This window comes from Rasiella rasia, from assembly GCF_011044175.1.
Taxonomy (GTDB): Bacteria; Bacteroidota; Bacteroidia; order Flavobacteriales; family Flavobacteriaceae; genus Marinirhabdus; species Marinirhabdus rasia.
Window position 1 is genome coordinate 2,201,233 of sequence record NZ_CP049057.1, and the last position, 22,401, is coordinate 2,223,633.

Annotated in this window: 24 protein-coding genes and 1 tRNA gene; 16 read left to right on the forward strand and 9 right to left on the reverse strand. The window is 37.0% G+C overall.

Annotation, left to right across the window (positions count from 1 at the left end; translation table 11 throughout):
• The first annotated feature begins 47 nt into the window (after positions 1 to 47).
• From rnpA to G5B37_RS09985, 6 genes are all read left to right on the forward strand, one after another.
• Positions 48 to 404, forward strand: a complete 357-nt coding sequence (gene rnpA / locus G5B37_RS09960) for a ribonuclease P protein component (RefSeq protein WP_164679888.1) — start codon at positions 48 to 50, stop codon at positions 402 to 404.
• Positions 401 to 1,234 carry a DUF4349 domain-containing protein gene (locus G5B37_RS09965; RefSeq protein ID WP_263649780.1) on the forward strand — a complete coding sequence of 278 codons (834 nt, stop codon included), beginning with the start codon at positions 401 to 403 and terminating at the stop codon, positions 1,232 to 1,234. The genes rnpA and G5B37_RS09965 overlap by 4 nt, the downstream gene beginning before the upstream one ends.
• 33 nt (positions 1,235 to 1,267) lie before the next feature.
• A complete protein-coding gene (locus tag G5B37_RS09970; protein WP_164679889.1) occupies positions 1,268 to 1,738 on the forward strand; it encodes a DinB family protein in 471 nt (156 codons plus the stop codon).
• 84 nt (positions 1,739 to 1,822) lie between these two features.
• The gene (locus tag G5B37_RS09975; RefSeq protein WP_164679890.1) at positions 1,823 to 3,448 is read left to right on the forward strand and encodes a S41 family peptidase; all 1,626 of its coding nucleotides are present in this window, start codon (positions 1,823 to 1,825) and stop codon (positions 3,446 to 3,448) included.
• Between the two features lie 17 nt (positions 3,449 to 3,465).
• A complete protein-coding gene (locus G5B37_RS09980; protein WP_164679891.1) occupies positions 3,466 to 4,287 on the forward strand; it encodes a sterol desaturase family protein in 822 nt (273 codons plus the stop codon).
• Between the two features lie 59 nt (positions 4,288 to 4,346).
• On the forward strand, positions 4,347 to 4,718 hold the full coding sequence (locus G5B37_RS09985) for a hypothetical protein (RefSeq protein ID WP_164679892.1): 372 nt from the start codon (positions 4,347 to 4,349) through the stop codon (positions 4,716 to 4,718).
• On the opposite strand, the gene G5B37_RS09990 is transcribed toward G5B37_RS09985, so the two are convergent.
• Genes G5B37_RS09990 through rpiB form a run of 3 tightly spaced genes read right to left on the reverse strand, consistent with a single transcriptional unit; the run spans position 4,708 to position 6,560 of the window.
• Positions 4,708 to 5,148 carry a GNAT family N-acetyltransferase gene (locus G5B37_RS09990; RefSeq protein WP_164679893.1) on the reverse strand — a complete coding sequence of 147 codons (441 nt, stop codon included), beginning with the start codon at positions 5,146 to 5,148 and terminating at the stop codon, positions 4,708 to 4,710. The two genes, G5B37_RS09985 and G5B37_RS09990, sit on opposite strands and share 11 nt — an antisense overlap.
• A 29-nt stretch (positions 5,149 to 5,177) precedes the next feature.
• Positions 5,178 to 6,086 (reverse strand): cation diffusion facilitator family transporter, encoded by a 909-nt coding sequence (locus G5B37_RS09995; RefSeq protein WP_164679894.1) that lies wholly within the window; start codon positions 6,084 to 6,086, stop codon positions 5,178 to 5,180.
• A 42-nt stretch (positions 6,087 to 6,128) separates the two neighbouring features.
• Positions 6,129 to 6,560: a ribose 5-phosphate isomerase B gene (gene rpiB / locus G5B37_RS10000; RefSeq protein WP_164679895.1), complete on the reverse strand. Its 432-nt coding sequence runs from the start codon at positions 6,558 to 6,560 to the stop codon at positions 6,129 to 6,131.
• 166 nt (positions 6,561 to 6,726) lie between these two features.
• Here rpiB and G5B37_RS10005 point away from each other — a divergent pair, with 166 nt between their 5' ends.
• On the forward strand, positions 6,727 to 8,487 hold the full coding sequence (locus G5B37_RS10005; RefSeq protein WP_164679896.1) for an FG-GAP repeat protein: 1,761 nt from the start codon (positions 6,727 to 6,729) through the stop codon (positions 8,485 to 8,487).
• Positions 8,488 to 8,980: 493 nt separating this feature from the next.
• Here G5B37_RS10005 and G5B37_RS10010 read toward each other — a convergent pair whose 3' ends face one another.
• The gene (locus G5B37_RS10010; RefSeq protein WP_164679897.1) at positions 8,981 to 9,220 is read right to left on the reverse strand and encodes a putative signal transducing protein; all 240 of its coding nucleotides are present in this window, start codon (positions 9,218 to 9,220) and stop codon (positions 8,981 to 8,983) included.
• Between the two features lie 100 nt (positions 9,221 to 9,320).
• On the opposite strand from G5B37_RS10010, the gene G5B37_RS10015 reads away from it, so the two are divergent.
• From G5B37_RS10015 to G5B37_RS10025, 3 genes are all read left to right on the forward strand, one after another.
• Entirely contained in the window at positions 9,321 to 11,552 is a 2,232-nt protein-coding gene (locus G5B37_RS10015) for a ribonuclease R family protein (protein WP_164679898.1), read from the forward strand.
• An 88-nt stretch (positions 11,553 to 11,640) separates the two neighbouring features.
• Complete coding sequence (locus G5B37_RS10020) at positions 11,641 to 12,546, forward strand: DUF4476 domain-containing protein (RefSeq protein ID WP_164679899.1); 906 nt, start codon at positions 11,641 to 11,643, stop codon at positions 12,544 to 12,546.
• A 124-nt stretch (positions 12,547 to 12,670) separates the two neighbouring features.
• Positions 12,671 to 13,396 (forward strand): LysE family translocator, encoded by a 726-nt coding sequence (locus G5B37_RS10025; protein WP_164679900.1) that lies wholly within the window; start codon positions 12,671 to 12,673, stop codon positions 13,394 to 13,396.
• Between the two features lie 77 nt (positions 13,397 to 13,473).
• On the opposite strand, the gene G5B37_RS10030 is transcribed toward G5B37_RS10025, so the two are convergent.
• Positions 13,474 to 13,544: transfer RNA gene (locus G5B37_RS10030), tRNA-Cys, on the reverse strand.
• A 71-nt stretch (positions 13,545 to 13,615) separates the two neighbouring features.
• A complete protein-coding gene (folB, locus tag G5B37_RS10035; protein WP_164679901.1) occupies positions 13,616 to 13,966 on the reverse strand; it encodes a dihydroneopterin aldolase in 351 nt (116 codons plus the stop codon).
• A gap of 196 nt (positions 13,967 to 14,162) precedes the next feature.
• Here folB and G5B37_RS10040 point away from each other — a divergent pair, with 196 nt between their 5' ends.
• The 4 genes from G5B37_RS10040 to G5B37_RS10055 all read left to right on the forward strand — a co-directional run bounded on the left by G5B37_RS10040 (position 14,163) and on the right by G5B37_RS10055 (position 17,086).
• Complete coding sequence (locus G5B37_RS10040) at positions 14,163 to 15,842, forward strand: glutamine--tRNA ligase/YqeY domain fusion protein (protein WP_164679902.1); 1,680 nt, start codon at positions 14,163 to 14,165, stop codon at positions 15,840 to 15,842.
• Positions 15,843 to 16,025: 183 nt separating this feature from the next.
• A complete protein-coding gene (locus tag G5B37_RS10045) occupies positions 16,026 to 16,403 on the forward strand; it encodes a YtxH domain-containing protein (RefSeq protein WP_164679903.1) in 378 nt (125 codons plus the stop codon).
• 1 nt (position 16,404) lies between these two features.
• Positions 16,405 to 16,854 carry a phage holin family protein gene (locus G5B37_RS10050; RefSeq protein WP_164679904.1) on the forward strand — a complete coding sequence of 150 codons (450 nt, stop codon included), beginning with the start codon at positions 16,405 to 16,407 and terminating at the stop codon, positions 16,852 to 16,854.
• Positions 16,847 to 17,086: a DUF6327 family protein gene (locus G5B37_RS10055; protein WP_164679905.1), complete on the forward strand. Its 240-nt coding sequence runs from the start codon at positions 16,847 to 16,849 to the stop codon at positions 17,084 to 17,086. The genes G5B37_RS10050 and G5B37_RS10055 overlap by 8 nt, the downstream gene beginning before the upstream one ends.
• Before the next feature lie 144 nt (positions 17,087 to 17,230).
• Here the strand turns inward: G5B37_RS10055 and G5B37_RS10060 are convergent, their stop codons facing one another.
• Positions 17,231 to 18,217 carry an SPFH domain-containing protein gene (locus G5B37_RS10060; RefSeq protein WP_164679906.1) on the reverse strand — a complete coding sequence of 329 codons (987 nt, stop codon included), beginning with the start codon at positions 18,215 to 18,217 and terminating at the stop codon, positions 17,231 to 17,233.
• A gap of 76 nt (positions 18,218 to 18,293) precedes the next feature.
• On the opposite strand from G5B37_RS10060, the gene G5B37_RS10065 reads away from it, so the two are divergent.
• Both G5B37_RS10065 and G5B37_RS10070 read left to right on the forward strand, forming a co-directional pair.
• Positions 18,294 to 18,962: a hypothetical protein gene (locus G5B37_RS10065; RefSeq protein ID WP_164679907.1), complete on the forward strand. Its 669-nt coding sequence runs from the start codon at positions 18,294 to 18,296 to the stop codon at positions 18,960 to 18,962.
• A gap of 19 nt (positions 18,963 to 18,981) precedes the next feature.
• Positions 18,982 to 19,722 (forward strand): outer membrane beta-barrel protein, encoded by a 741-nt coding sequence (locus G5B37_RS10070; protein WP_164679908.1) that lies wholly within the window; start codon positions 18,982 to 18,984, stop codon positions 19,720 to 19,722.
• Here G5B37_RS10070 and gltX read toward each other — a convergent pair.
• Positions 19,719 to 21,227, reverse strand: a complete 1,509-nt coding sequence (gltX, locus tag G5B37_RS10075; protein WP_164679909.1) for a glutamate--tRNA ligase — start codon at positions 21,225 to 21,227, stop codon at positions 19,719 to 19,721. The two genes, G5B37_RS10070 and gltX, sit on opposite strands and share 4 nt — an antisense overlap.
• Positions 21,228 to 21,292: 65 nt before the next feature.
• On the reverse strand, positions 21,293 to 22,333 hold the full coding sequence (locus G5B37_RS10080) for an alkane 1-monooxygenase (protein ID WP_164679910.1): 1,041 nt from the start codon (positions 22,331 to 22,333) through the stop codon (positions 21,293 to 21,295).
• Positions 22,334 to 22,401: the final 68 nt, after the last annotated feature.

The window sequence follows — 22,401 nt, forward strand, 5'->3', positions numbered from 1 at the left end:
AGACCTTTTAGGACAAAACCTGAAAGGTCTTTTTATATCTTTACCCTATGCCATTTACCTTCGGAAAAGACGAAAAACTGAAATCTCGCAAACGTATTGCTCAATTGTTTGATGAGGGTGAGACCGTTGTAAAGTTTCCTATTAAGGTTTTTTATCTCCCTCTTGAAAATTCTGAAGTATCGCAGGCAACGTTTGCCGTTCCAAAGCGAAGTTTTAAAAGTGCCGTCGCCAGAAATCGAATTAAGCGACAACTAAGAGAGGCGTATCGACTTCAGAAAGAAGTTCTTGAAAAAGAAAATGGCAAGCACTTTACGCTGCTTTTTTTATATCTTAGTAAGGATAAACCACAATACAGCAAGCTTTCCTCCTCTATGGCTGTGTTGCTTAAAAAAATTTCTGAATGAAACGATGTATAATTCTAGCACTGCTAGCACTTAATCTTGCGTGCTCTAACGGAGGAAATGCAGAAAGAGGCCTTGGCGCATTTAAAGCCGAAACTATGGCTAACGAAGATTCTGATCTTCTTTTCGAAGAAATACAAGAAACTTCTAATGATGTAAACCTAGCGCCTGAGCAGCGCGAGGCAAAAATTATAAAAACTGCAAATCTTGCTTTTGAAAGTGCCGAACCCGAAAAAACACATCAGAATATTCTCAAGCTTGTTTCCCAATACAAAGGTTTTATAGCGAGTGATAATGCCGGTAAAGATTATAATCGCTTGTACCGAAATATAGTCGTTCGCGTGCCAACAGACAATTTTGAAGCACTTGTAGCCGGTATTTCTGAAGGCGTTCCTTATTACGATCAAAAAACCATTTCTCGTCAAGACGTTACTGAGGAGTTTGTAGATTTAGAAGCACGGCTTAAAGCAAAACGCGAATTAGAAAAACGCTATCTCGAGTTGCTTACCCAAGCCAAAAATGTGAAAGAAATGCTAGAAATAGAACGAGAGCTTTCTACCATTCGAGAAGAAATTGAGGCAAAAGAAGGGCGTCTTAATTACCTTCAAGACCGCGTGTCTATGAGCACAGTAAACATTGAGTTTTACAAATTTACTGCCCAAACGGGTGTGACGCTCTCCTACGGTCAAAAAATGAAAAATGCGCTGCAAGGTGGATGGGATGGTATTTCAGTTTTTTTCTTGGGGCTTTTATATATCTGGCCGCTTTTTATTGTCATCATTTTTATCATTTTCTTTCTTCGTTGGTTGTTACGTCGTAGAAAAAAGAAGTAAGCCAGTGTTATTATATTTAAATTTTCAGAAGCCATGAATTTTCCACAACATATAGCACAGCAATACGAGCATTTAATTAATGGTGGCAATTATACTGGAGTGTCTTTTAAAGAGGTGCTTCACGACGTAACCTTTGAAGAGGCAGTGGCACAGGTGGGTTCTTTAAATACCATTGCAACTTTGGTTTACCATATTCAATACTATTGCAATGCGGTGATTGGTGTTTTGGAAGGAAAGCCACTTACCGCCAAGGACAGCTTGAGCTTTGAGCATCCTCCTGTGACTTCGGCAACAGATTGGGAGCAGCTAAAATTACAAACATGGCAAGAAGCAGGAACATTTTTGAAATTAATTACCGAGCTTCCGGAAGCTAAACTTTCCGAAGGATTTATAAAAAAGGCCTACGGAACATATTACAGAAATATTCACGGTGTCATTGAGCATACCCATTATCATTTAGGACAGATTTCTATACTTAAAAAATTGATTCGCGAAGGGGTGTGAGTCTGTTCGGTTTCCGAAGAAAAATGTATACCTTTAAATCATACTTGATTACGGTTTTTGCCGTTTTGAGATAAAGACTTTATTATGAAAAAGAGAATAATACTTCCAATTGTCGCAGCACTTATATTTTGTACTACCGTTGGTTTTAAAAGTGATTTTTTTGAAATCGCTAAGCAGATTGAAATCTTCACGACCATGTACAAAGAATTAAACATGAATTATGTAGATGAAGTAACTCCAGCAACCCTCATGGATAAAGCTATTAAGGGGATGTTAGAAGATTTAGATCCATACACTGTATACTGGAATGAACAAGAGGTAGAAGATGCGCGTATTCAAAATTCTGGAACCTATACCGGGATAGGAGCGTCTGTAAAAACGCTAAAAGATAAAATTATTATTATGGAGCCTTTTAAAGACTATCCTGCAGACAAGGCTGGGCTTAAAGCTGGTGACGAAATTGTAAAAGTGGGCACTACAGCGCTGGCAGACTTTGAAAACGACGCTGGTGAGTTACTGAAAGGCGCATCGGGCTCCACGGTTGAAATTACATATAAGCGACAAGGAAAAACGCAAACAACAACGCTTACAAGAGAAAAAGTAGATGTAAAAGCAGTGCCTTATTTTAAATTATTAGATAATAATATTGGTTACATAGTACTTCAAAAATTTAATAGAAGAACAACTGTCGAAACCAAGGCAGCCCTGCTGGAGCTAAAAAATCAAGGTGCAGATAAAATCATTCTTGACTTACGTGGTAATCCAGGAGGATTGTTGAATGAGGCAATTAGTATTGTAAATTTATTTGTGCCCAAAGGCGAGGTTATTACAACTACTAAAAGTACGATTGTCAAGTACAATAAAACATATAAAACCACAAAAGAGCCAGTGGACACAGAAATTCCGCTAGTAGTTTTGGTAAATGGTAGAAGTGCCTCGGCGAGTGAGATTGTTTCTGGTGGATTGCAAGACCTAGATCGTGCTGTGGTTGTGGGGGCTCGTAGTTTCGGAAAAGGGCTGGTACAACGTCCAAAAAAGCTCACATATGGCACACAGCTTAAAGTAACCATTTCGCGCTATTACACTCCAAGTGGTCGCTGTATTCAAGCATTAGATTATTGGAATAGAGATGAAAATGGAGATCCTGTGCGCGTAGATTCTAAAGAGTATAACAAATTTAAAACCAAAGGCGGGCGTACCGTATATGACGGAGGTGGAATTCTTCCAGATGTTGAAGTAGAAACTGCTGTTTTTAGTCCTATTACCACGGCGTTATTAAAAGATCAGGCAATCTTCGATTATGCTACAGAGTATTACTACAACAACAGCATGGATAACTGGAATGGATTTGAAGTAACAGATGCCGATTTTCAAAACTTTATAACTTTTCTAAAGTCGCAAAATTTTGAATACGAAACTGAAACCGAAAAAGAGTTTGCAGAAGCCCTACGTCGTGCAGAAGCCGATGATATAGAAAAAGAAATTGCTAATAGTTATAAGCAATTAATGGACGCCATAGATGCGGCTAAAGACAAAAAAGTTATCGCTAAAAAAGCCGAAATTAAGTCGTTGCTTACAGACGAAATTTTAAAGCGGTATTTCTATAAAGAAGGGTTGTACGACTATCAAGTTGTGAACAATCCTGAGATTCTTGCAGGAATAGAAGTACTCACCAATAGCGGTAAATACAATAGAATTCTAAAAAAATAATAGGTTAAGGTACCTAAATGGATCAATTTCTGCTGTTTTTTGAAACCATGCCCACTTGGATGAAAGCGCTTTGGGTGTTTTTCACCTTAGCATTTTTCTGGGTTTTAGAAGGGTATTACAGTCTTGTAACGTTTCAGTATAAAAAATGGCAGCATGCAAAAGTAAATCTAGTTTTGCTCTTGTTTGTAATGATTATTAACGCTGTTTTTGGAATTGCTACGGTTGGCGTTTTTAATTGGCTGCAAGTCTCTAAATTTGGTCTGTTACACCTATTTGAGGCGCCTGTTTGGGTAGAATTACTAATCGCGATAATTGTACTTGACTTCGTCGCTCAATATTTTGTTCATTTCTGCCTTCATAAAATTCCGCTTATGTGGCGGTTGCACATTGTTCATCATAGCGATAAACATGTTGATGCAACTACAGGAACCCGCCACCATCCTATCGATTTTATCATACGAGAAAGTTTTGCCCTAGTTGCGGTAATGTTAACAGGAATGCCCATAGCTTTCTATTTCTTATACCGCATATTAAGTGTTGCTTTTACTTATTTTACACACGCCAATCTTGCCCTTCCTTTGTGGTTAGATCGTGGTTTAAGTTATATTATCGTGACACCAAATATGCATAAATTTCATCATCACTATCAACTTCCTTGGACTGATAGTAACTACGGAAATATGCTATCTATTTGGGACCGTCTCTTTGGGACATTTGTGTATGATGATACTTCAAAAATTAAGTACGGTGTCGATATAGCAGATCATACAAATGATGAAAGTATTGGGGTTCAATTAGGGATTCCGTTCAATAAAAACGTGCGCTCTAAAAGGCAGTAATTACTAAGTTAACAAAACTTTAGTAATGAAAAATGCTCATTTTCTGTATATTATGAGCTATGATACAATCGGACAAAACAGAAAATACAGATACGCTAGAACAGTCTGTCGCGTATTTAGAGCACAAGGGATTTGAAAACATTAAAGCAGACATTGAGGGCTACGAAACTCCAAAATCGTATTCAAAAAAAGGAAGTGATATTGTTGTTACCCCAGACATCGTAGCAGAACGTGCAGGAATTAAGCATTATTTTGAAGTAAGTCTGAAAAGCGAAAAGCCTAATTTATTAAAGTCTAAATGGAGGTTTTTAGATGTACTAACGAGAATGAAGAACCACCGTTTTAAGATTATCACTCGTAAAGGGCATTACAAATTTACAAACGAGATGCTAACAGATTTAAACCTTCAGAAAAATCTGATTAAGCTATAAGCATCGCAACATGAGGAATACCATCTTCTAGGTATTCTGAACCCGTGGTTTTAAATCCGTGTGATTCGTAAAATTTTATAAGATAGGTCTGTGCAGAAAGCTTGATGTTTTTTGTGCGGAACCTTTTTTCTATGGCATCAATTGACGCTTTCATAATGTCATGCCCAAATCCGAAGGCTCGTTGATTTTTGTCTACCACTACCCTGCCTATTGCGGCTTCCTTAAAATAAATTCCAGGGGCAAAACAGCGCGTGTAGGCCACTATTTTTCCATTATTTCGTCCAATAATATGAAGTGCCTTACTATCCTTACCATCAATATCTTGATAAACACAATCTTGCTCTACTACAAAAACTTCGCTGCGCAACTGCAGGGTGTCGTGCAGCTCATAAATGGTGAGTTCGTCAAACGTTTTTACTATAATTTCCATAGTTGAGATTTCATGTTTTATTTAGCAAATTAGTCTTGAACAATAACATCTTTGGCGTCGTCTTTTCTAAATTCTGGTTGAATATTAACGTGATTTATTCCAAAATCGTGGTATAGCTTCTCTTCTACTCCATTTAATATAACATCAAATTGTGACAGGGTAATGTCTTCGTGAAAATCTATATGCGCCTCTAGGTGTGTTTCCTTTTCGTTTAGTTGCCAGATATGCATGTGGTGTACATTTTTTATTTCTGGAGCTTCGGAAATTGCTTCGCGTAGTTCTTCAAGTCTAATGTCGTCTGGAGTAAACAGCATTAAAATTTTAAAGCTGCTTTTCAGCAAATCATATCCCATAAATAATAGATAAATAGCTATTAAAACAGTGAGCACACTGTCTACCCAAAACCAGCCGAAATACTTCATTAGAAGCCCGCCAATTAGAACAGCTACACTTGCAGACATATCTGTTAAGAGGTGTAAGTACGCAGAGCGCATGTTCATATTTTCTTTCGAGTCGTTTTTCAGCAATAAAACACTAAACCCATTTGCTATAATGCCTAAAAGAGCCAACCAAATAACCAAGTTGCTTTCAATCTCTTTGGGGTTCATAAACCGAATAATTGCCTCATAAATTAAATAGACAGCAACAATTAACAACGTAGACGCGTTTACAAATGCCGCAATAATTTCGGCGCGTTTGTAGCCAAAAGTTTTATCGAAAGACGCTGCTTTTTTTGAATATTTATCTGCTACATAACTAATAATAAGTGAAAGTACATCGCTAAAGTTGTGTAGCGCATCACTTAATAATGAAAGACTACCTGAAAGAATACCACCTATGACTTGGGCTACAGTAATAACGATATTAAGACCAATAGAGAGAAGCAGGTTTCTCCCTTTTAAATCGTTTTGATGACTATGGGTATGAGTGTGTGACACAGTTATAAAGTTAACTGTAATTTGTAGAACCGCTAAATAAAATTAGACGCAGCCAATTTTATTTACTCGATTTAGGTGTCTTCCTCCTTCAAATTTTGTGTCAATAAAAGTTTCTACCATTCCAATGGCTTGTTGTAACGATGTAAATCGTGCAGGAATACAAATAACATTGGCATCGTTATGCAGTCTGGAGAGTTCTGTAATTTCTTTGGTCCAGCATACTCCGGCGCGTACCTTTTCGTATTTATTTGCCGTCATCGCAACCCCATTGGCGCTTCCGCAGATTAAAATACCAAAGTCAACATCTCCGCTATTCACAGCCTTTGCCACAGGGTTTGCAAAATCTGGATAATCTACACTATCTAATGTATCGGTGCCGTGGTTTGTAACTTCAATTCCGCGTGCCTCTAATATTTTAAGAATGGCAAATTTGTAATCTGGTCCGGCGTGGTCATTTCCTATGGCTATTTTCATGGTACTATTTTGATGCAAAGATAAGTAAGTTCTCCATTTCCGTTATAGTTCTTACACTACAGATTTATCTAAGATACCCGCTATTGGGTATTTGCATATTATAATTGAAAGCCTATTTTTGAAACTCCCCAAATCTACCGGTTCTTCCTATTTTAAATTTAATATAATGATGAATCGCTTTTTCTTTTTTCTGATGTTGCTAACAACAGCATCAACTATTGCCCAGGTGGGTATTAACACTACAGACCCTAAGGGAACCTTGGATATAACTTCGGTAAACAACACTGGCTTGGTCCTTCCAAGAGTAACTTCGGTGGAGGATGTGACCGACGGACAAGGCAATGATCCACTGGAGGGCACAACCGTTTTTGACATCTCAAGAAGCAGCACCTGTTTTTATCAGAATGGAGGTTGGGTATGTATCGGAACCGATGGAAGTGGGAATCCTGTTCTAACCGAAATTGAACCACCCGTTTTTACTATGAGCAGTTCGATTGACTATGTAAAAGCCTCAAATACAGGCTCAGATGATCTGTTTGGCTATAGTGTTTCTATATCAGATAATAATGAAACAATTGCTGTGAGTGCAGTAACTGAAGATAGTAATACCACAGGTATAAACGGTAACCAAGCTGATAATAGCGCTACAAATAGTGGTGCGGTATATATTTTTACACGTGTTGGTAATGTCTGGGCACAACAAGCATATATTAAAGCGTCTAATGCAGAAGCAAATGATCTTTTTGGTTTTAACCTTAGTCTGTCAGGCGATGGAAATACGCTTACTGTAGGTGCTATTAATGAAGATAGTAATGCGGTTGGTATTAATGGGAATCAATCTGATAATAGCGCAATAAATAGTGGAGCGGTATATGTTTTTACACGTACTGGTAATGTCTGGACACAGCAAGCATATATTAAAGCATCGAATACAGATGCTGGGGATCAATTTGGGAGAAATATTTCTTGTTCGAGCGATGGAAATACCCTAGCTGTAGGTGTTTTTAATGAAGACAGTAACGCGGTTGGCATTAATGGGAATCAAACTGATAATAGCGAAACAGGTAGCGGGGCGGTATATATATTTACACGTACCGGTAATGTTTGGACACAACAAGCATATATTAAAGCATCGAACACCGATTTGGCAGACGGATTTGGTAATGCAGTATCACTTTCTAATAGCGGTAATACATTAGGAGTAGGCGCAATTAATGAAAATAGTAATGCTGTAGGGGTTGATGGAGATCAAAATAACAATACCGCAACAAATAGCGGGGCAGTTTATATTTTTACACGTACCGGTAATGTTTGGACACAACAAGCATATATTAAAGCATCAAATACAGATTCTGATGATCAATTTGGGAGAAATATTTTTATTTCGGGAGATGGAAGCACACTTTTAGCAAGCGCACCTTATGAGGATAGTAATAGTACTGGTATCAATGGAGGTCAACTTGATAATTCATCAATAGATAGTGGTGCAGTATATGTGTTTTCATATACCGGAGTTGTCTGGGCACAACAGGCATATATTAAAGCGTCGAATACAGATGCTGGTGATCAATTTGGATGGAATGTTTCTTCTTCAGATAATGGAGATAGAATTGCGATAGGTGCCTACAATGAAGATAGTAATGCTACTGGAATTAATGGTAATCAAACAGATAATTCATCTAATAACGCTGGATCCATGTTTGTTTTCTCAAGAGATGAAGGCGTCTGGACTCAACAAGCATATATTAAAGCGTCGAATACAGAAGCAAATGAGCGTTATGTAGAGAGTGCAGCTATTTCTAGCGATGGCAATATGATAATAGTAGGTGCTGTTTATGAGGACAGCAACGCAACAGGAATTAACGGAGACCAAACCAATAACGCAGCTAATAATAGTGGAGCTGTCTATTTATATACCGCTAATTAACATTATGAGTTGATTTTCAACCATAACCATTTCTTAACGCTGCCTTGATATTTAAGTTAATATCGTTGTTAATATTTGTTTACTGAATATGCACAAATTTATTTGGTGGTTTCAAAAGATAAGTACATATACCTTTTCTTTTCAGAATGCCTAAATATAACTTCAGTATTTGTAGTAGAGTTATCCTCATGAAAAGATAGTTTTCAAACAAAATATTTCTGAAAATTTATTAAATAACGGTTGTCAACATAGGTTATAAACAGCTGTTAATAGCATAGTATATTTACCTCATTTTAAAGAGAGAAGTATCTTAAAAGGTATGTTAACAAACCGTATACAAACGGTAATAAATTGAATTAAAAGGAAAGTCCATAAAAGTTATACCACTTATAAACATCCCATCATAATCATCATTTTATTTTTAAAAATTTAGAAAAAAAGAAATGATGTATATATAGTTGTTGAAAAGTCTGATAAGTAAGAAATATAGAAACTAAACAATTCGAAGTGAAGAAGGATTGTTTAAATTATTTAAAATTTCCGAAGCTTCTAAAACGTCATCTTTGTGTACCATAAGACGAATGCCCCCTACAGCGTTACTGTGAAATGGAAGAACACTGATCATTGTTTCATTTTGAAAAATAAACCGAATTTCTGCCTGCTGCAATAAATGACGTAGTACAGTATACTCACTGGCATACGTAAAAATTGCAATGACTTTATAGTCTTTCATACTTCTGAAAATCAATTACCTACTAAGGTACTAAATCTTTCACAATGCAAAAGGGTCATTGTTTTAATAGTAGTACTTTTACCTAATATAAGAGAAAACCATGCCGAAACGTAAAAAACGTAGAAAAAATAAATCAACCATACAGGGATTAGCCCTAAGTATATTAACCATACTTCGCAAGGAGCATTCAAAACCATTTAACTATAAACAAATTGCTGCTAAACTTGGCGTAGACGATGCTAGTAGTAGAAATCAAATTATAAAGAAATTAAAAGCACTTCAGCTTAAAGGGGAAATTCAAGAATTAGAACGAGGAAAATATATTATAACTCCATCAAAAAATTATCATACTGGAACTATGGATATTACAAGTCGCGGTCGTGGATTTGTAATTGTAGATGGCCTTGAAGATGATATTAAAATTTCAAACAAAAATCTAAATAAAGCCTTAAATAAAGACACTGTAGAAGTTTATGTTTTTAGCAGAAAACGCGGTGGTAGAATGGAAGGTGAAGTCACAAAAATAATAGAAAGGAAGCGCACAGAATTTGTTGGTACCATTCAGATTTCAGATAAATTTGCCTTCGTAGAATGTCAGGGATACAACATGTATACAGACATTTTTGTACCTAAGAGTAAAATTGGAGAAGCACAAGATGGAGATAGAGTTTTAGTAAGAATGGATGGTTGGGAATCAAATTCAGATTCACCTATTGGAAGTGTACTAAAAGTACTTGGAAAACCAGGAGAACACAACACAGAAATTCATTCTATTTTAGCTCAGTACGGACTTCCATACGAGTTTCCGCATGAGGTAGAAACTTTTTCAAATGAGCTTGATACAAGCATACGAGATGAGGAAATTAAGAAGCGTCGGGATATGCGAAAAACACTCACATTTACGATAGATCCTAAAGACGCAAAAGACTTTGATGATGCTCTAAGTTTTGAAGTACTAGAAAATGGAAATTATGAAATAGGAATTCACATTGCAGATGTAAGTCATTACGTTAAACCAGGCACAGTGCTCGACGACGAGGCCTACGAACGAGCAACTTCTGTATATCTAGTAGATCGTGTAGTACCTATGTTGCCAGAAGTATTATCTAATAATGCCTGTTCATTAAGACCTCATGAAGAAAAATATACCTTCTCTGCAGTTTTTGAAGTAAATAATAAAGCTGAAGTTGTAAAAAAATGGTTTGGAAGAACGGTTACCTACTCAGACGCACGATTTGCCTATGAAGAAGCCCAAGAAATAATTGAAAAAAACACCGGTCAGGGAGTATCTAAGACACTAGATGATAAAGATAGTAGAACAATTCCTGCAAATATTTCACTCACAGGAAAAGAGTATCAAGTAGATAAACCTATTGCAGAGGCAATTCTAGAATTAGATAGATTAGCCAAAATTCTTCGGAAAAAGAGAATGCATGCGGGAGCGATTTCTTTCGATAAAGTTGAAGTAAAATTTATTCTAGACGAAAAAAATAACCCAGAAGGTGTGTACTTCAAAGAAAGTAAAGATGCTAACAAACTTATTGAGGAGTTTATGTTGTTAGCCAACCGAAGCGTTGCAGAATATATAGGAAAACAGAATCCGAAGAAAACATTTGTCTACAGAGTACACGATGAGCCAGATGATGAAAAAATTGCTGCGCTAGAAAATATCATCCGTCAGTTTGGATATAAAATGGATACGCGTGATAGAAAAACAACCGCGGCATCTATGAACAAACTTTTAAAGGATGTACATGGTAAAAAAGAGCAGAATATGATAGATACTATTGCTATTCGTACCATGAGTAAAGCACAGTATACAGTTCATAACATAGGTCATTACGGTCTGGCATTCGATTATTATACACATTTTACGTCGCCTATACGTCGCTATCCAGATGTTATGGTTCATAGATTATTGCAGCGCTATTTAGACAAAAAAGAAAGTGCTAAAGAAGATGCTTATGAAGACAACTGTAAGCATAGTACTGAAATGGAAATACTAGCTACTAATGCCGAAAGAGATAGTATTAAGTATATGCAAGTAAAATACATGCAAGATCACAAAGATGAAGAATTTGTAGGTGTAATATCTGGGGTTACAGAATGGGGAATATATGTTGAGATTATAAAAAATAAATGCGAAGGTATGGTGCGCCTACAAGACTTAACCGATGACCACTATGAATTTGATAAAGAAAACTATGCAGTTGTTGGTCAAAAAACAAAGAATGCGTATGTGTTAGGTGATGAAGTAAGGGTACAAGTAAAAAATGCAGACCTTGTAAAAAAACATTTAGATTTTACCATGTTAGGGCATGCAAATGTTTAAAGTTTCAAATTGTTATAAATATCCGTACTATTGGACTAATTTAACTTTGGCATAGCTTTTGAAAATCCCTCATTTTAAACTATATATTATGAAAAAAATTACATTTCTTATGTTCTTGGTTACCATAAGTCAAGTACTCGTAGCACAAACCTCAAGTATTACAATTTTTTCTGAAGCAGGTGATCCTTTTTATGTGCTCTTAAATAGCGTACGACAAAATGAAAGTCCGAGTACAAATATTAGAGTAGACAACCTTACAAATACACATTATACGGCAGAAATTGTGTTTGCAAATACATCAATGCCAAGCATCAAGAAAAACATGTTAATGGCTGTAGATGTAGATGGTAATTGGGGCGATGTAACTTACAAGATTAAAGAAAAAGGTAATGGAAAGCTCGTATTGCGTTATTTCTCTTTTACTCCTTACCAAACAGAACCGTTAATACCAAGCGACCTAACAGTCATTCAATATAATACGTCGCCAATGCCAGCAATTGTAACTTCTACAACAACCCAAACCACAACAACTACCAATGGTGCAGGGGATAACGTAAATGTGGATATAAACGTTGGAGGGGTTTCTGTGGGAATGGATGTTTCAATTAACGACGGTGTATCTGGTACAAGTACCACTACAACACAAACCACTACAACAACTTCTTCAACTATTCCTAACGAAGTAATTCTAGTAGAAGAGGATTGTTATGCTATGCGTCCAGCAGATTTTAGAGGTGCATTGTCTTCAATTGAGAGCAAAACTTTTTCAGATTCTAAACTTACTCTGGCAAAGCAAATTGTAAAGAGAAATTGTCTAACTGCAAACCAAATATTGAAAATTACAAAGCTTTTCGATTTTGAAAGTACACGACTAGATTTTGCGAAATATGCTTTTGCTTTTTGTTACAATCCAGAAAATTATTGGAAAGTGAACGATGCTTTTGAATTTGAGAGCTCTATCGAAGAGTTAGATGAATTTATTAGTAAACATTAAGAGGTTAGCAGTAGGGTGCAATAGTTATTGTCTCAAGAAACTGTAAAGACAGATTAAAATGCATTCATAAAAGTAATGAAAGAAGCGCAACACCAAACGCGCAATTCTTTGTACTTTTACCAGTATGTTTGATGGTATTGGCTATGCGGCTTTCTACGGTTTCCTGCTTGCGTTTGCAGTTGGCCCCGTATTCTTTACACTTATTGAAACCAGTATAACAAAAGGTTTTAAGGCAGGAGTTTTCTTCGACCTAGGCGCAATGACGGCAGATATTATATTTATTGTCATCGCCTACTTTAGTACCAGTAAAATATTAGAACGTGTAAAAGATGATCCAGGACTTCTAATTTTTGGAGGAGTGGTGCTTATTGCATACGGCGTTATTTCGTACATAAGAACCTCTAAAAATTGGATAAAAATCGTTAGAGAACATTATGCCGTTAAGGTTAAAAAGAACTTAGGAGGCCTCTTCTTAAAGGGTTTTTTACTGAATTTTGTAAATTTTGGTGTGTTAGCTGGATGGATTGGTACCATTATCATGGCAAACGCCTTAACAACTTCTAATCGAGGCGTTATTTTCTTCCTATCTACAGTCTTGGTGGTATTTTTTGCAACAGATTTGCTGAAAATTGCCTTGGCAAAGAAATTAAAAAGTAAAATGACACCTCGAGTTATTTTTAAAACGAAGAAGTGGGTTAGTATTTTAATTACCTTATTTGGATTGTTTCTTTTAATTGAAGGAATCTTTCCTGAACAAGTAAAACGGGGTCTTGAACAAATTCCTAACACAGATCTTCCAATAGACAAACCTATTCCCCCGGTAGAAGAAGACATAATCAACATTGAATGAGCAAGATAAACTCGAAAGCTAATTTTCTAAGAGTATACAAATAAAAAAATCCAGCCCTAAGAGCTGGATTTTGTTTGAGGCATCAAGCGGATTCGAACCGCTGTAGAAGGTTTTGCAGACCTCTGCCTAGCCACTCGGCCATGATGCCAATAATGAGGGCAAATATAGAAATTTAATATAAAAGGCTATAATTAATTTAAGTCTGTTTCAATGGTTTCTTTACCGAGTCATTGTAACCTCTACTTCAGCTACATCTCCACCAATTGGCGGATTAAGCTTTGAAATAGACACCTCGGCATGTTCTACCAAGGAAATTTCAGAAAAAATACGATCAATAATTCGTTGTCCAACTTGCTCTAGCAGCTTACTGCGTTGCGCCATTTCGGTTTTTACAATATGCTGTAAATGCACGTAATCTACGGTGTCTTTGAGATTGTCTGTTGTAGCGGCTTTACTTAAATCAGCTTTTACCGTAAGATTAACAAGATAATCACTCCCTATTTTCTCCTCTTCAATTAAACAGCCATGGTTGGTGAAAATACGAATGTTCTTAAGTCGAATAATACTCATGGTAAATTTTTTAACAAAGATAAATACAAAACTTATTTTTAAACTTCTTACGGCGTGTATTTTGGTTAAATTTGCCAAGGGTTAAAATCGAAAGGTTAGTCAATACCTTTTAACCACTAATTTTAATACAAATCTCTATAAAACCCTAAATTGTGTTTAACATAGGTGTTTTATACGGAAGGAAGCTATAAGAATCATGACAGAAGAAAAAGAACCGCTCAATTTTATAGAGCATATCATTGAAGATGATTTAAAGGAAAACTATACGGTAAACGATTTGCACTTTCGTTTTCCTCCAGAGCCAAATGGGTATTTACACATTGGGCATGCATCGTCTATCTGCTTAAACTTCGGCTTGGGCTTACGTTACAATGCGCCGGTTAACCTAAGGTTTGACGATACAAATCCAGCCAAAGAAGAGCAAGAGTTTGTAGATGCTATTAAAAAAGACATTTCCTGGCTTGGGTATACCTGGGCGAACGAATGTTATGCTTCAGATTACTTTCAGCAGCTGTATGATTGGGCAGTACAATTTATTAAAGAAGGAAAGGCGTACGTAGATTCACAATCGTCTGAGGCCATTGCCGAGCAGAAAGGAACCCCTAACAAGCCAGGGGTTGAAAGTCCGTTTAGAAATCGTTCTGTAGACGAAAACCTAGAGCTGTTCGAGCAAATGAAGAATGGTGACGTAGAAGAAGGTGCACATGTGTTACGTGCTAAAATTGATATGACTTCTAGTAATATGCTTATGCGAGACCCAGTTATGTATCGGGTACTGCATAAACATCATCATAGAACTGGAACAGACTGGAAAATCTTTCCAATGTACGATTGGACCCATGGCGAAAGTGACTATATAGAACAAGTTTCACATAGTTTTTGTACTCTTGAATTTCTACCACATAGAGAACTGTACGATTGGTTTTTAGACCAGGTACACGAGAAAGATAAATTACGGCCTAAACAGCGAGAATTTGCTCGTAGAAATTTAAGCCATACTGTGGTGAGTAAACGAAAGCTCGCCAAGTTAGTAGAAGAAGGTATTGTAACGGGCTGGGACGATCCAAGAATGCCTACAATATCTGGATTGCGTAGAAGAGGATATACAGCAGACGCAATTAGAAACTTTGCAGATAGTATTGGCGTTGGCAAAAGAGAAAACCTGATAGATGTAACACATTTAGAATATAATATTAGAGAAGATCTCAATAAAAAGGCCAGCCGCGTAATGGCAGTGTTAGACCCCTTAAAAGTTGTGATTACTAACTATCCTGAAGGGAAGGAAGAATGGTTAGACGCAGAAAACAATCCTGGAGACGAAGCTGCGGGTAGCCGAAAAGTGCCTTTTAGTAGAGAGATTTATATTGAAAAGGAAGATTTTAGAGAAGAGGCTAACAGGAAGTTTTTTCGTTTAAAACTAGATGGTGAGGTACGACTAAAAAACGCCTACATTATTAAGGCCGAAAAGGCTATTAAAGATGAAAACGGAAATATAGTAGAAGTACATTGTACCTACGATACCGATAGCCAAAGTGGAAGCGGCACAGAAGCATCATTGCGAAAAGTTAAAGGTACACTTCATTGGGTTTCTGTGGCACATGCGTTACCCGTAGAGGTACGTCTATACGATCGTTTGTTTACAGATGCCGCACCAGATGCACATAAAGACAAAGATTTTATGGAGTTTGTAAATACTAATTCGCTTGAGGTTGTTACTGGTTATGCAGAACCAAGCTTAAAAGAACTTGAAGTGGAAGATACAGTGCAATTTCAACGTATAGGTTACTTTACCGTAGACAGAGATTCTACCGCTGCTAGAATGGTGTTTAATAGAACCGTAGCACTGCGAGATTCTTGGGCTAAATTAGAGCACTAAGCAGTTGAATTTTAAGATTTATAGGTTGATAATTTAGATAACATTAAGAGTTTTTGGGGCATCACAGCTCTTTTTAAGAAACATTTACCATTTGGAAATAAGGTATTAACCGCTTATTAACAAGCAATATAACAAGGCTAGTCTATCTTTGGTATATCAAAATTAATACTTAAAAACACACACATGGCATCTAACACAGGACAAACATTATTAGCGTTATTAACCGGAGCGGCAATCGGAGCAGGAATAGGTATTTTATACGCACCAGATAAAGGCTCTAAAACACGTAATAAAATCGATAAAGAGCGTAAAAAAGCTCAGAAAAAATTGAACAAGCAATTTCAAGATACAAAGTCTAATTTAACAGAGCACGCTCAGAAAGCAAAGTATAACTTTCAGCAAAAATTAGATGATACACTTTCATCTGCTAGCTATAAGGCCGACGATATTTTATTGGCAATGGAAGATAAATTAGAAGCTCTACGTAAGCAAAATGCGAAGCTTCAAAAAGAAGTATCGGTAGACAAAACCAAGGCAACCGTTAAAAAAGCTACCGTCTAATATGCCCTTTCAAGCGCTATCAGATCATTTAAGTGACTCTGGCCACAAAGTTCAGGATTATATTAAAAGTACGGCGGAGTATTATAAGCTCCGCCTTTTTAAAAACGCCATGAAGTTTGCAACCTCGTTAATCAACATGTTGGTTTTAGGAGGTATCTTTATGATGTTTTTAATTTTCATCTCCTTTGGTGTAGCCATGTGGCTAGGAAAGATTTTTGAAAGTATGCTAACAGGTTTTTTTATTGTTGGCGGCTTTTACTTGCTAATTTTTCTTCTCATCCTTTTCTTCGGAAAGAAACATATTGACAAGAGTATTCTAAGTAAGTTTTCAGAATTAGTAGTAGAAGATGAAGTTGAAAATGCTTCTGAAGCCAGAACAGAGTTTCTCTTTAATGAAGAAAATGTTACTCCAGAAGACATTAACCTTCCAAATGCAAAAAACCGTGAATAAGAAATATACTTCTTTTGAAGAGTTAGATGTAGACATTAAACGCGCATGGTTGCAGTCTGAAATAGATCGTGAAGAATTAAAATTAAGCCTTCACGAAACCAAAGACAGCTTAACTCCCGGAAAGATAGCTACAACCCTTGTAGGAGGCATGGCAACGAGTGCTGTTCTCCTAAAGCTGCTTACCCCTCTTATCTCGTTCGGTATTGGAAAATTACTTAAGAAATATAAATAGCGCACTCTTACATACAAATAACAAACCCGACTCGTAATGAATCGGGTTTGTCGTTTATAGTTGAACTATGGCTAAAAACTTTTGAATTCACTAGTGTCCTAGTTTTTCAGACGAGTCGAAATTCAGGCAACGGCGCAACTATAGTTAATATTGCACATCTCCATCAGTTGCTGGAGGAGGTGTTCTTTTCCTTTTATTACTAATGCCTTTAGCCGCATTACTCTTTTTCATTTGCTCTCCAATTTGGTTACTCGCAACAAAAGAAGCAATCATATCATTTAGCATATTGCTCCCAGCTTGAGGAGAATTTGGAAGTAAAATTAAATTGGTATTGGTTTCTTCACCAATAGACTGTAGGGTGTCATAATGCTGCGTAACTACAATCAAAGCCGAAGCTTCTTGGCTATTAATACCTACATTGTTTAACACATCTACACTTTCTTCTAAACCACGGGCAATCTCACGACGTTGGTCTGCAATACCCTGTCCTTGAAGACGCTTGCTTTCTGCTTCTGCTCGCGCCTTAGCTACAATTTTAATACGCTCTGCCTCTGCTTCATATTCTGCGGCCACTTTTTCTCGCTCTGCTGCGTTAATTCGGTTCATGGCGGCCTTTACCTGTACGTCAGGGTCTATGTCTGTAACTAATGTCTTAATAATGTCATACCCGTAGTCGCTCATAGCTTCGTTTAGTTCGGCTTTAACGGCTATAGCAATATCATCTTTACGCTCAAAAACGTCATCTAATTTCATTTTGGGAACCTCTGCACGTACTACATCAAACACATAAGAGGTAATCTGATCGTGCGGATTCTGAAGTTTGTAAAAAGCATCGTATACCTTTTCTCTAATCACTTGAAATTGTACTGAAATTTTCAACTTTACAAATACGTCGTCTTTCGTTTTTGTCTCAACCAATACGTCTAATTGCTGAATTTTTAAGTTAACACGACCTGCAATACGTTGAACAATAGGGATTTTAAATTGAAGCCCAGAGTTTCGAATGCTGCTAAACTTTCCGAAGTTTTCAATGAGTGCTGCAGTTTGTTGTTTCACTACAAAAAAGGAAGAAAGGAGCAAAAAGAATAGAATTATTCCGATAGGAACCAGTAGAATAAGTAATACGTTCATAGTTTAAAATATTAAATTATATATTCCGTTTAAGATACGAAAATAAAGCTATTTTTGGCCTCAAATTTCTTACCTCATGATTCGTCTCAAAAACGTACTTTTTGTTACTCTTTTATTTTTTGTTTTTTCAACCGCTATAGCACAGCGAAATTACGATGATTACAACCGCATAGGAATACAAGGAGGCGTATCTCTTTTCGATATTAGCACCTCAGACTTTGTAACAGAGCAACAAACAGGTTTCGCTGCCGGATTTACCACAAGAGGCTCTTTCAGAAATAACTTCGACCTTATCTACGGACTGACTTTTGCAAGCAACCAAATAGGTATCATGGGTAGGCCATTAACAACCTCTCCTTTAGATGTTCAAAGTATAAAATATACCATTCCAAGTGTGCAACTCAACTTTTTAGGAAGTTATAATATTGTAAAACATCACTTTAGTATAGAGTTTGGGCCTATCTTAAATGTAAATGGTAAAATGAAACTAGACAGCGATAGGTTCGAAAATTATATTATAGACGGTTATACAACCTTGCGAGCCCAAGACATTCAGGATATTAGTCCGATTAACTTTCATGTTATGGGTGGCGCAACGGTGGGTCTAGAGAGCTTTCGAATTAGCGCACAATACCAATACGGAGTGAGTAATATGCTTTCTAAGCTAGATGATAAAAACTTAGAAAATGACAGTTTTGAAGGACATAGCTCAACAATTTTATTGATGGCTGTGGTGTATTTCTAGAATACCATAACTTCGTAGAATGGTAGTTAAAGACCTTAAATACCTTGTCGGTATATGTCTAGTATTATTTTTCTCGTCGGTTTATTCTCAAGAATCGAACAGTGACGAACCCCAGACAGAAGAACGTAATAGCTGGAATTTTGGTGTGCAGGGAGGCTTTTCCCTTAATAATCTCTACTATAATACTTTTGGTAAAGAGAAAAAAAAGGAAGCCGTTGGTAACTTAATTGGCGTTAACGTAAGAAAGAATATCGTTGGAAATTTTGATATTATTTCTTCTCTTTCCTTTATGTATTACCAAGTCGATTTCAATACAACAGGAACAACCTGTTGCTCGCAAGACAATTCAGTTTTTCTTTCGGGTGGTGAACTTACTACAGAGAGCCGAAATTTTCAGTTAAGTATCTTAGGCAGCTACAGGATCATAAAAGACAATGTAAGTATTCAGGCTGGGCCTACTATAAATTATAGTAGCGGCTTCGATTTTCCTCGCAGCAGTATTGGCCCGAGTTTTTTAGATGGTACGTTTAATTCAAGTGGCGGTAACGACTTCATTCAACTCGATTTAGAAAATTTAAGTCCATTAAATCTGTTATTTCAAGTCGGTGCTACTGTGGGCTTTGATAAACTTAAAATTACAGTGCAATACCAGAACGGACTTACAGACGTTTTTAGAAATGTTGACGTAAGTGAACGTCCAGAGATTGCCATAAAAGGCAGTACTAGTGCGGTTTTATTGATGACTGTTTGGTATTTTTAACAAGCTGCTATAGCCGCATTTATTCGTGTAATAGCCTCATCTTTCCCTAAAATTGAGATAATATCAAACACATCAGGCCCTTTCATTTCGCCCACTAAAGCAAGTCGTAAAGGCATCATTACTTTTCCAAACCCAATATCGTTGCTAGTTATCCATCCTTTTACTTTTTCTGAAATGTTAGCAGCGGTAAAATTGGTGATATCATTTAAATGTGCAACTACTTGAGTAAGTAGTGCTGGGGTTTCCTCTTTAAATGCTTTTTTAGCTGCTTTCTCATTGTAACTCGTTGGTGCCTCAAAAAAGAAACTCCCTTGTTCCCAAAGGTCAGAAACAAAAGTAGCACGCTCCTTAAGTAACGGAACAATAATAGAAACGTCTAACGAAGTTGTAACACCTTTTTCTTCTAAAAACTTCTTAAACTGAGCCGTTAGAACACCCTCGTCCATTTCCTGTAAATAGTGATGTTGAAACCATTTGGTTTTCTCAGGATCGAACTTAGCACCAGATTTATTTACCCGAGTTAAATCGAATGCATCTACCAATTCTAGTAAGCTGAAAATCTCTTGCTCTGTGCCTGGATTCCACCCTAAAAAGGCTAGCATATTAAGCACCGCTTCTGGTAAATATCCGTCTTCTCTATAGCCAGAAAACACATCACCTTCTGAAGTATTCCACACCAAAGGAAAAACCGGGAAGCCCATTTTATCACCGTCACGCTTGCTTAATTTTCCTTTACCAACAGGTTTCATTAACAAAGGTAAGTGAGCAAACTGTGGGGCAGTCCATCCAAATGCTCGGTACAATAAAACGTGCAGGGCTAATGAAGGTAACCATTCTTCTCCACGTATAACATGAGTAATTTCCATAAGATGGTCGTCTACAATGTTAGCGAGGTGATACGTTGGCATTCCATCACTTTTAAACAACACTTTATCATCTAAGACATTAGTGTCTATCTGCATTGCGCCGCGAACGATGTCTTGTAAGGGTAACGTCTCGTCCTGCGGTGTTTTGAATCTAATTACATATGCATCACCAGCATTAAGTTTTGCAGTAACTTCTTCTTCTGAAAGCGCTAACGAATTATCAAGCTTTAGTCTGTTATGCCAATTATAAATAAACGTTTTTCCACTCGCTTCATGTGCCTGTCTATGTGCATCTAAGGCTTCAGAAGTGTCAAATGCATAGTAGGCATGCCCAGCCTCAATTAATTTATCTGCATACTCTCGGTACAAATCTTTACGTTCACTTTGGCGGTACGGACCAAAATTACCTCCAGTAACAGGACCTTCGTCTGCGGGTATATTAAGCCAGTTTAAGGCTTCAATGATATATGCTTCTGCACCTTCTACATAACGTGTTTGGTCGGTATCTTCAATACGTAACACAAAATCACCGCCATGTTTTTTGGCAAATAAGTAATTAAATAAAGCCGTTCTAACCCCTCCAATATGTAGGGGGCCGGTTGGGCTAGGAGCAAAACGTACACGTACTTTTTGAGACATGAAAAAAGATTTTATTGATTTCCGCAGTGAGGGAACTATTAAAAATTTGGCGCAAAGATACAATTCTATTGGCGCATCTCAACAGGTATACGCTTATTCATAATTGAAAACCAAAGCGGCGGAATTAACGCAATTAACATGGAGGTAGGATAGCCATATGGCATTTGCGGACTCACATCATGATAGTCTAATACTTGGTATTTTTTGGCCGATTTGTAGTGATGGTCGCTATGGCGGGTGAGTTCATACAGCATAACACGCCCCATAACATGGTTGCTATTCCATGAATGAATTTCGCTAACACGTTCATACCTGCCAGATTTTGTCTTGTTTCTTCGCAGTCCGTAGTGTTCAATGTAGTTTATTGTTTCAAGAAGAATAGCGCTAGAAATGCCTATTCCTAGTGCTACAAGAAGCACCGCTTTTCCGAAGAAAAACAGAACAAGCCCAAGATAAGAAAGCTGAATTATAGTATAGTACAACATATCATTCTGAATGCTAAAAAAAGATGAATTACTACGTTTTAAGAGATCTAATTGTATCTTCCAAGCACTTACATATTGCCTAAACATTGAGGTAAACCAAAAGGAATATACTGTCTGATTGTATTTAGCACTTGCCGGATCTTCTGCAGTGGCGGCATTGAGGTGGTGGCCGTAGTTATGCTCTACATAAAAGTGCATATAAAGCGAAGGGATTAGAAGAATTTTAGCCAGTGTTTTTTCCCAGCGAGTGTTGCGATGGCCCAATTCGTGCGCCACATTTATACCATTCCCTCCAACTGCAATGCCTACGGAAAAGGTTAATCCAATAATTTCATATACACTATAATCAACCCAGGTTAAACTCCACAAAAACCATCCCACCATACCATATACCAGCGGAATGTTGAGATATAAGAGGAAATCGAAAAAGGGGTTTGTAAGTTTTGAAGCAGCCGTAGTAGGGTCTAGATTTTCAGTACGAACGGGAAGCAAAAGCTCTAGTATAGGAACAATTACAAAGGCAAAAACAGGTGTGAAAAAAGCCCAATTTCCTTTTAAGGTAAGTCCGATGATTGCAGCGAGCGGTATGGCATATGCAGCGAGATATTTAATGTCTTTCATACAGAATACAGTTTGGACTTGTTTTTGATGCATAGGTAAATGAAATAAAGTTGTACTTTTAGAAGTTA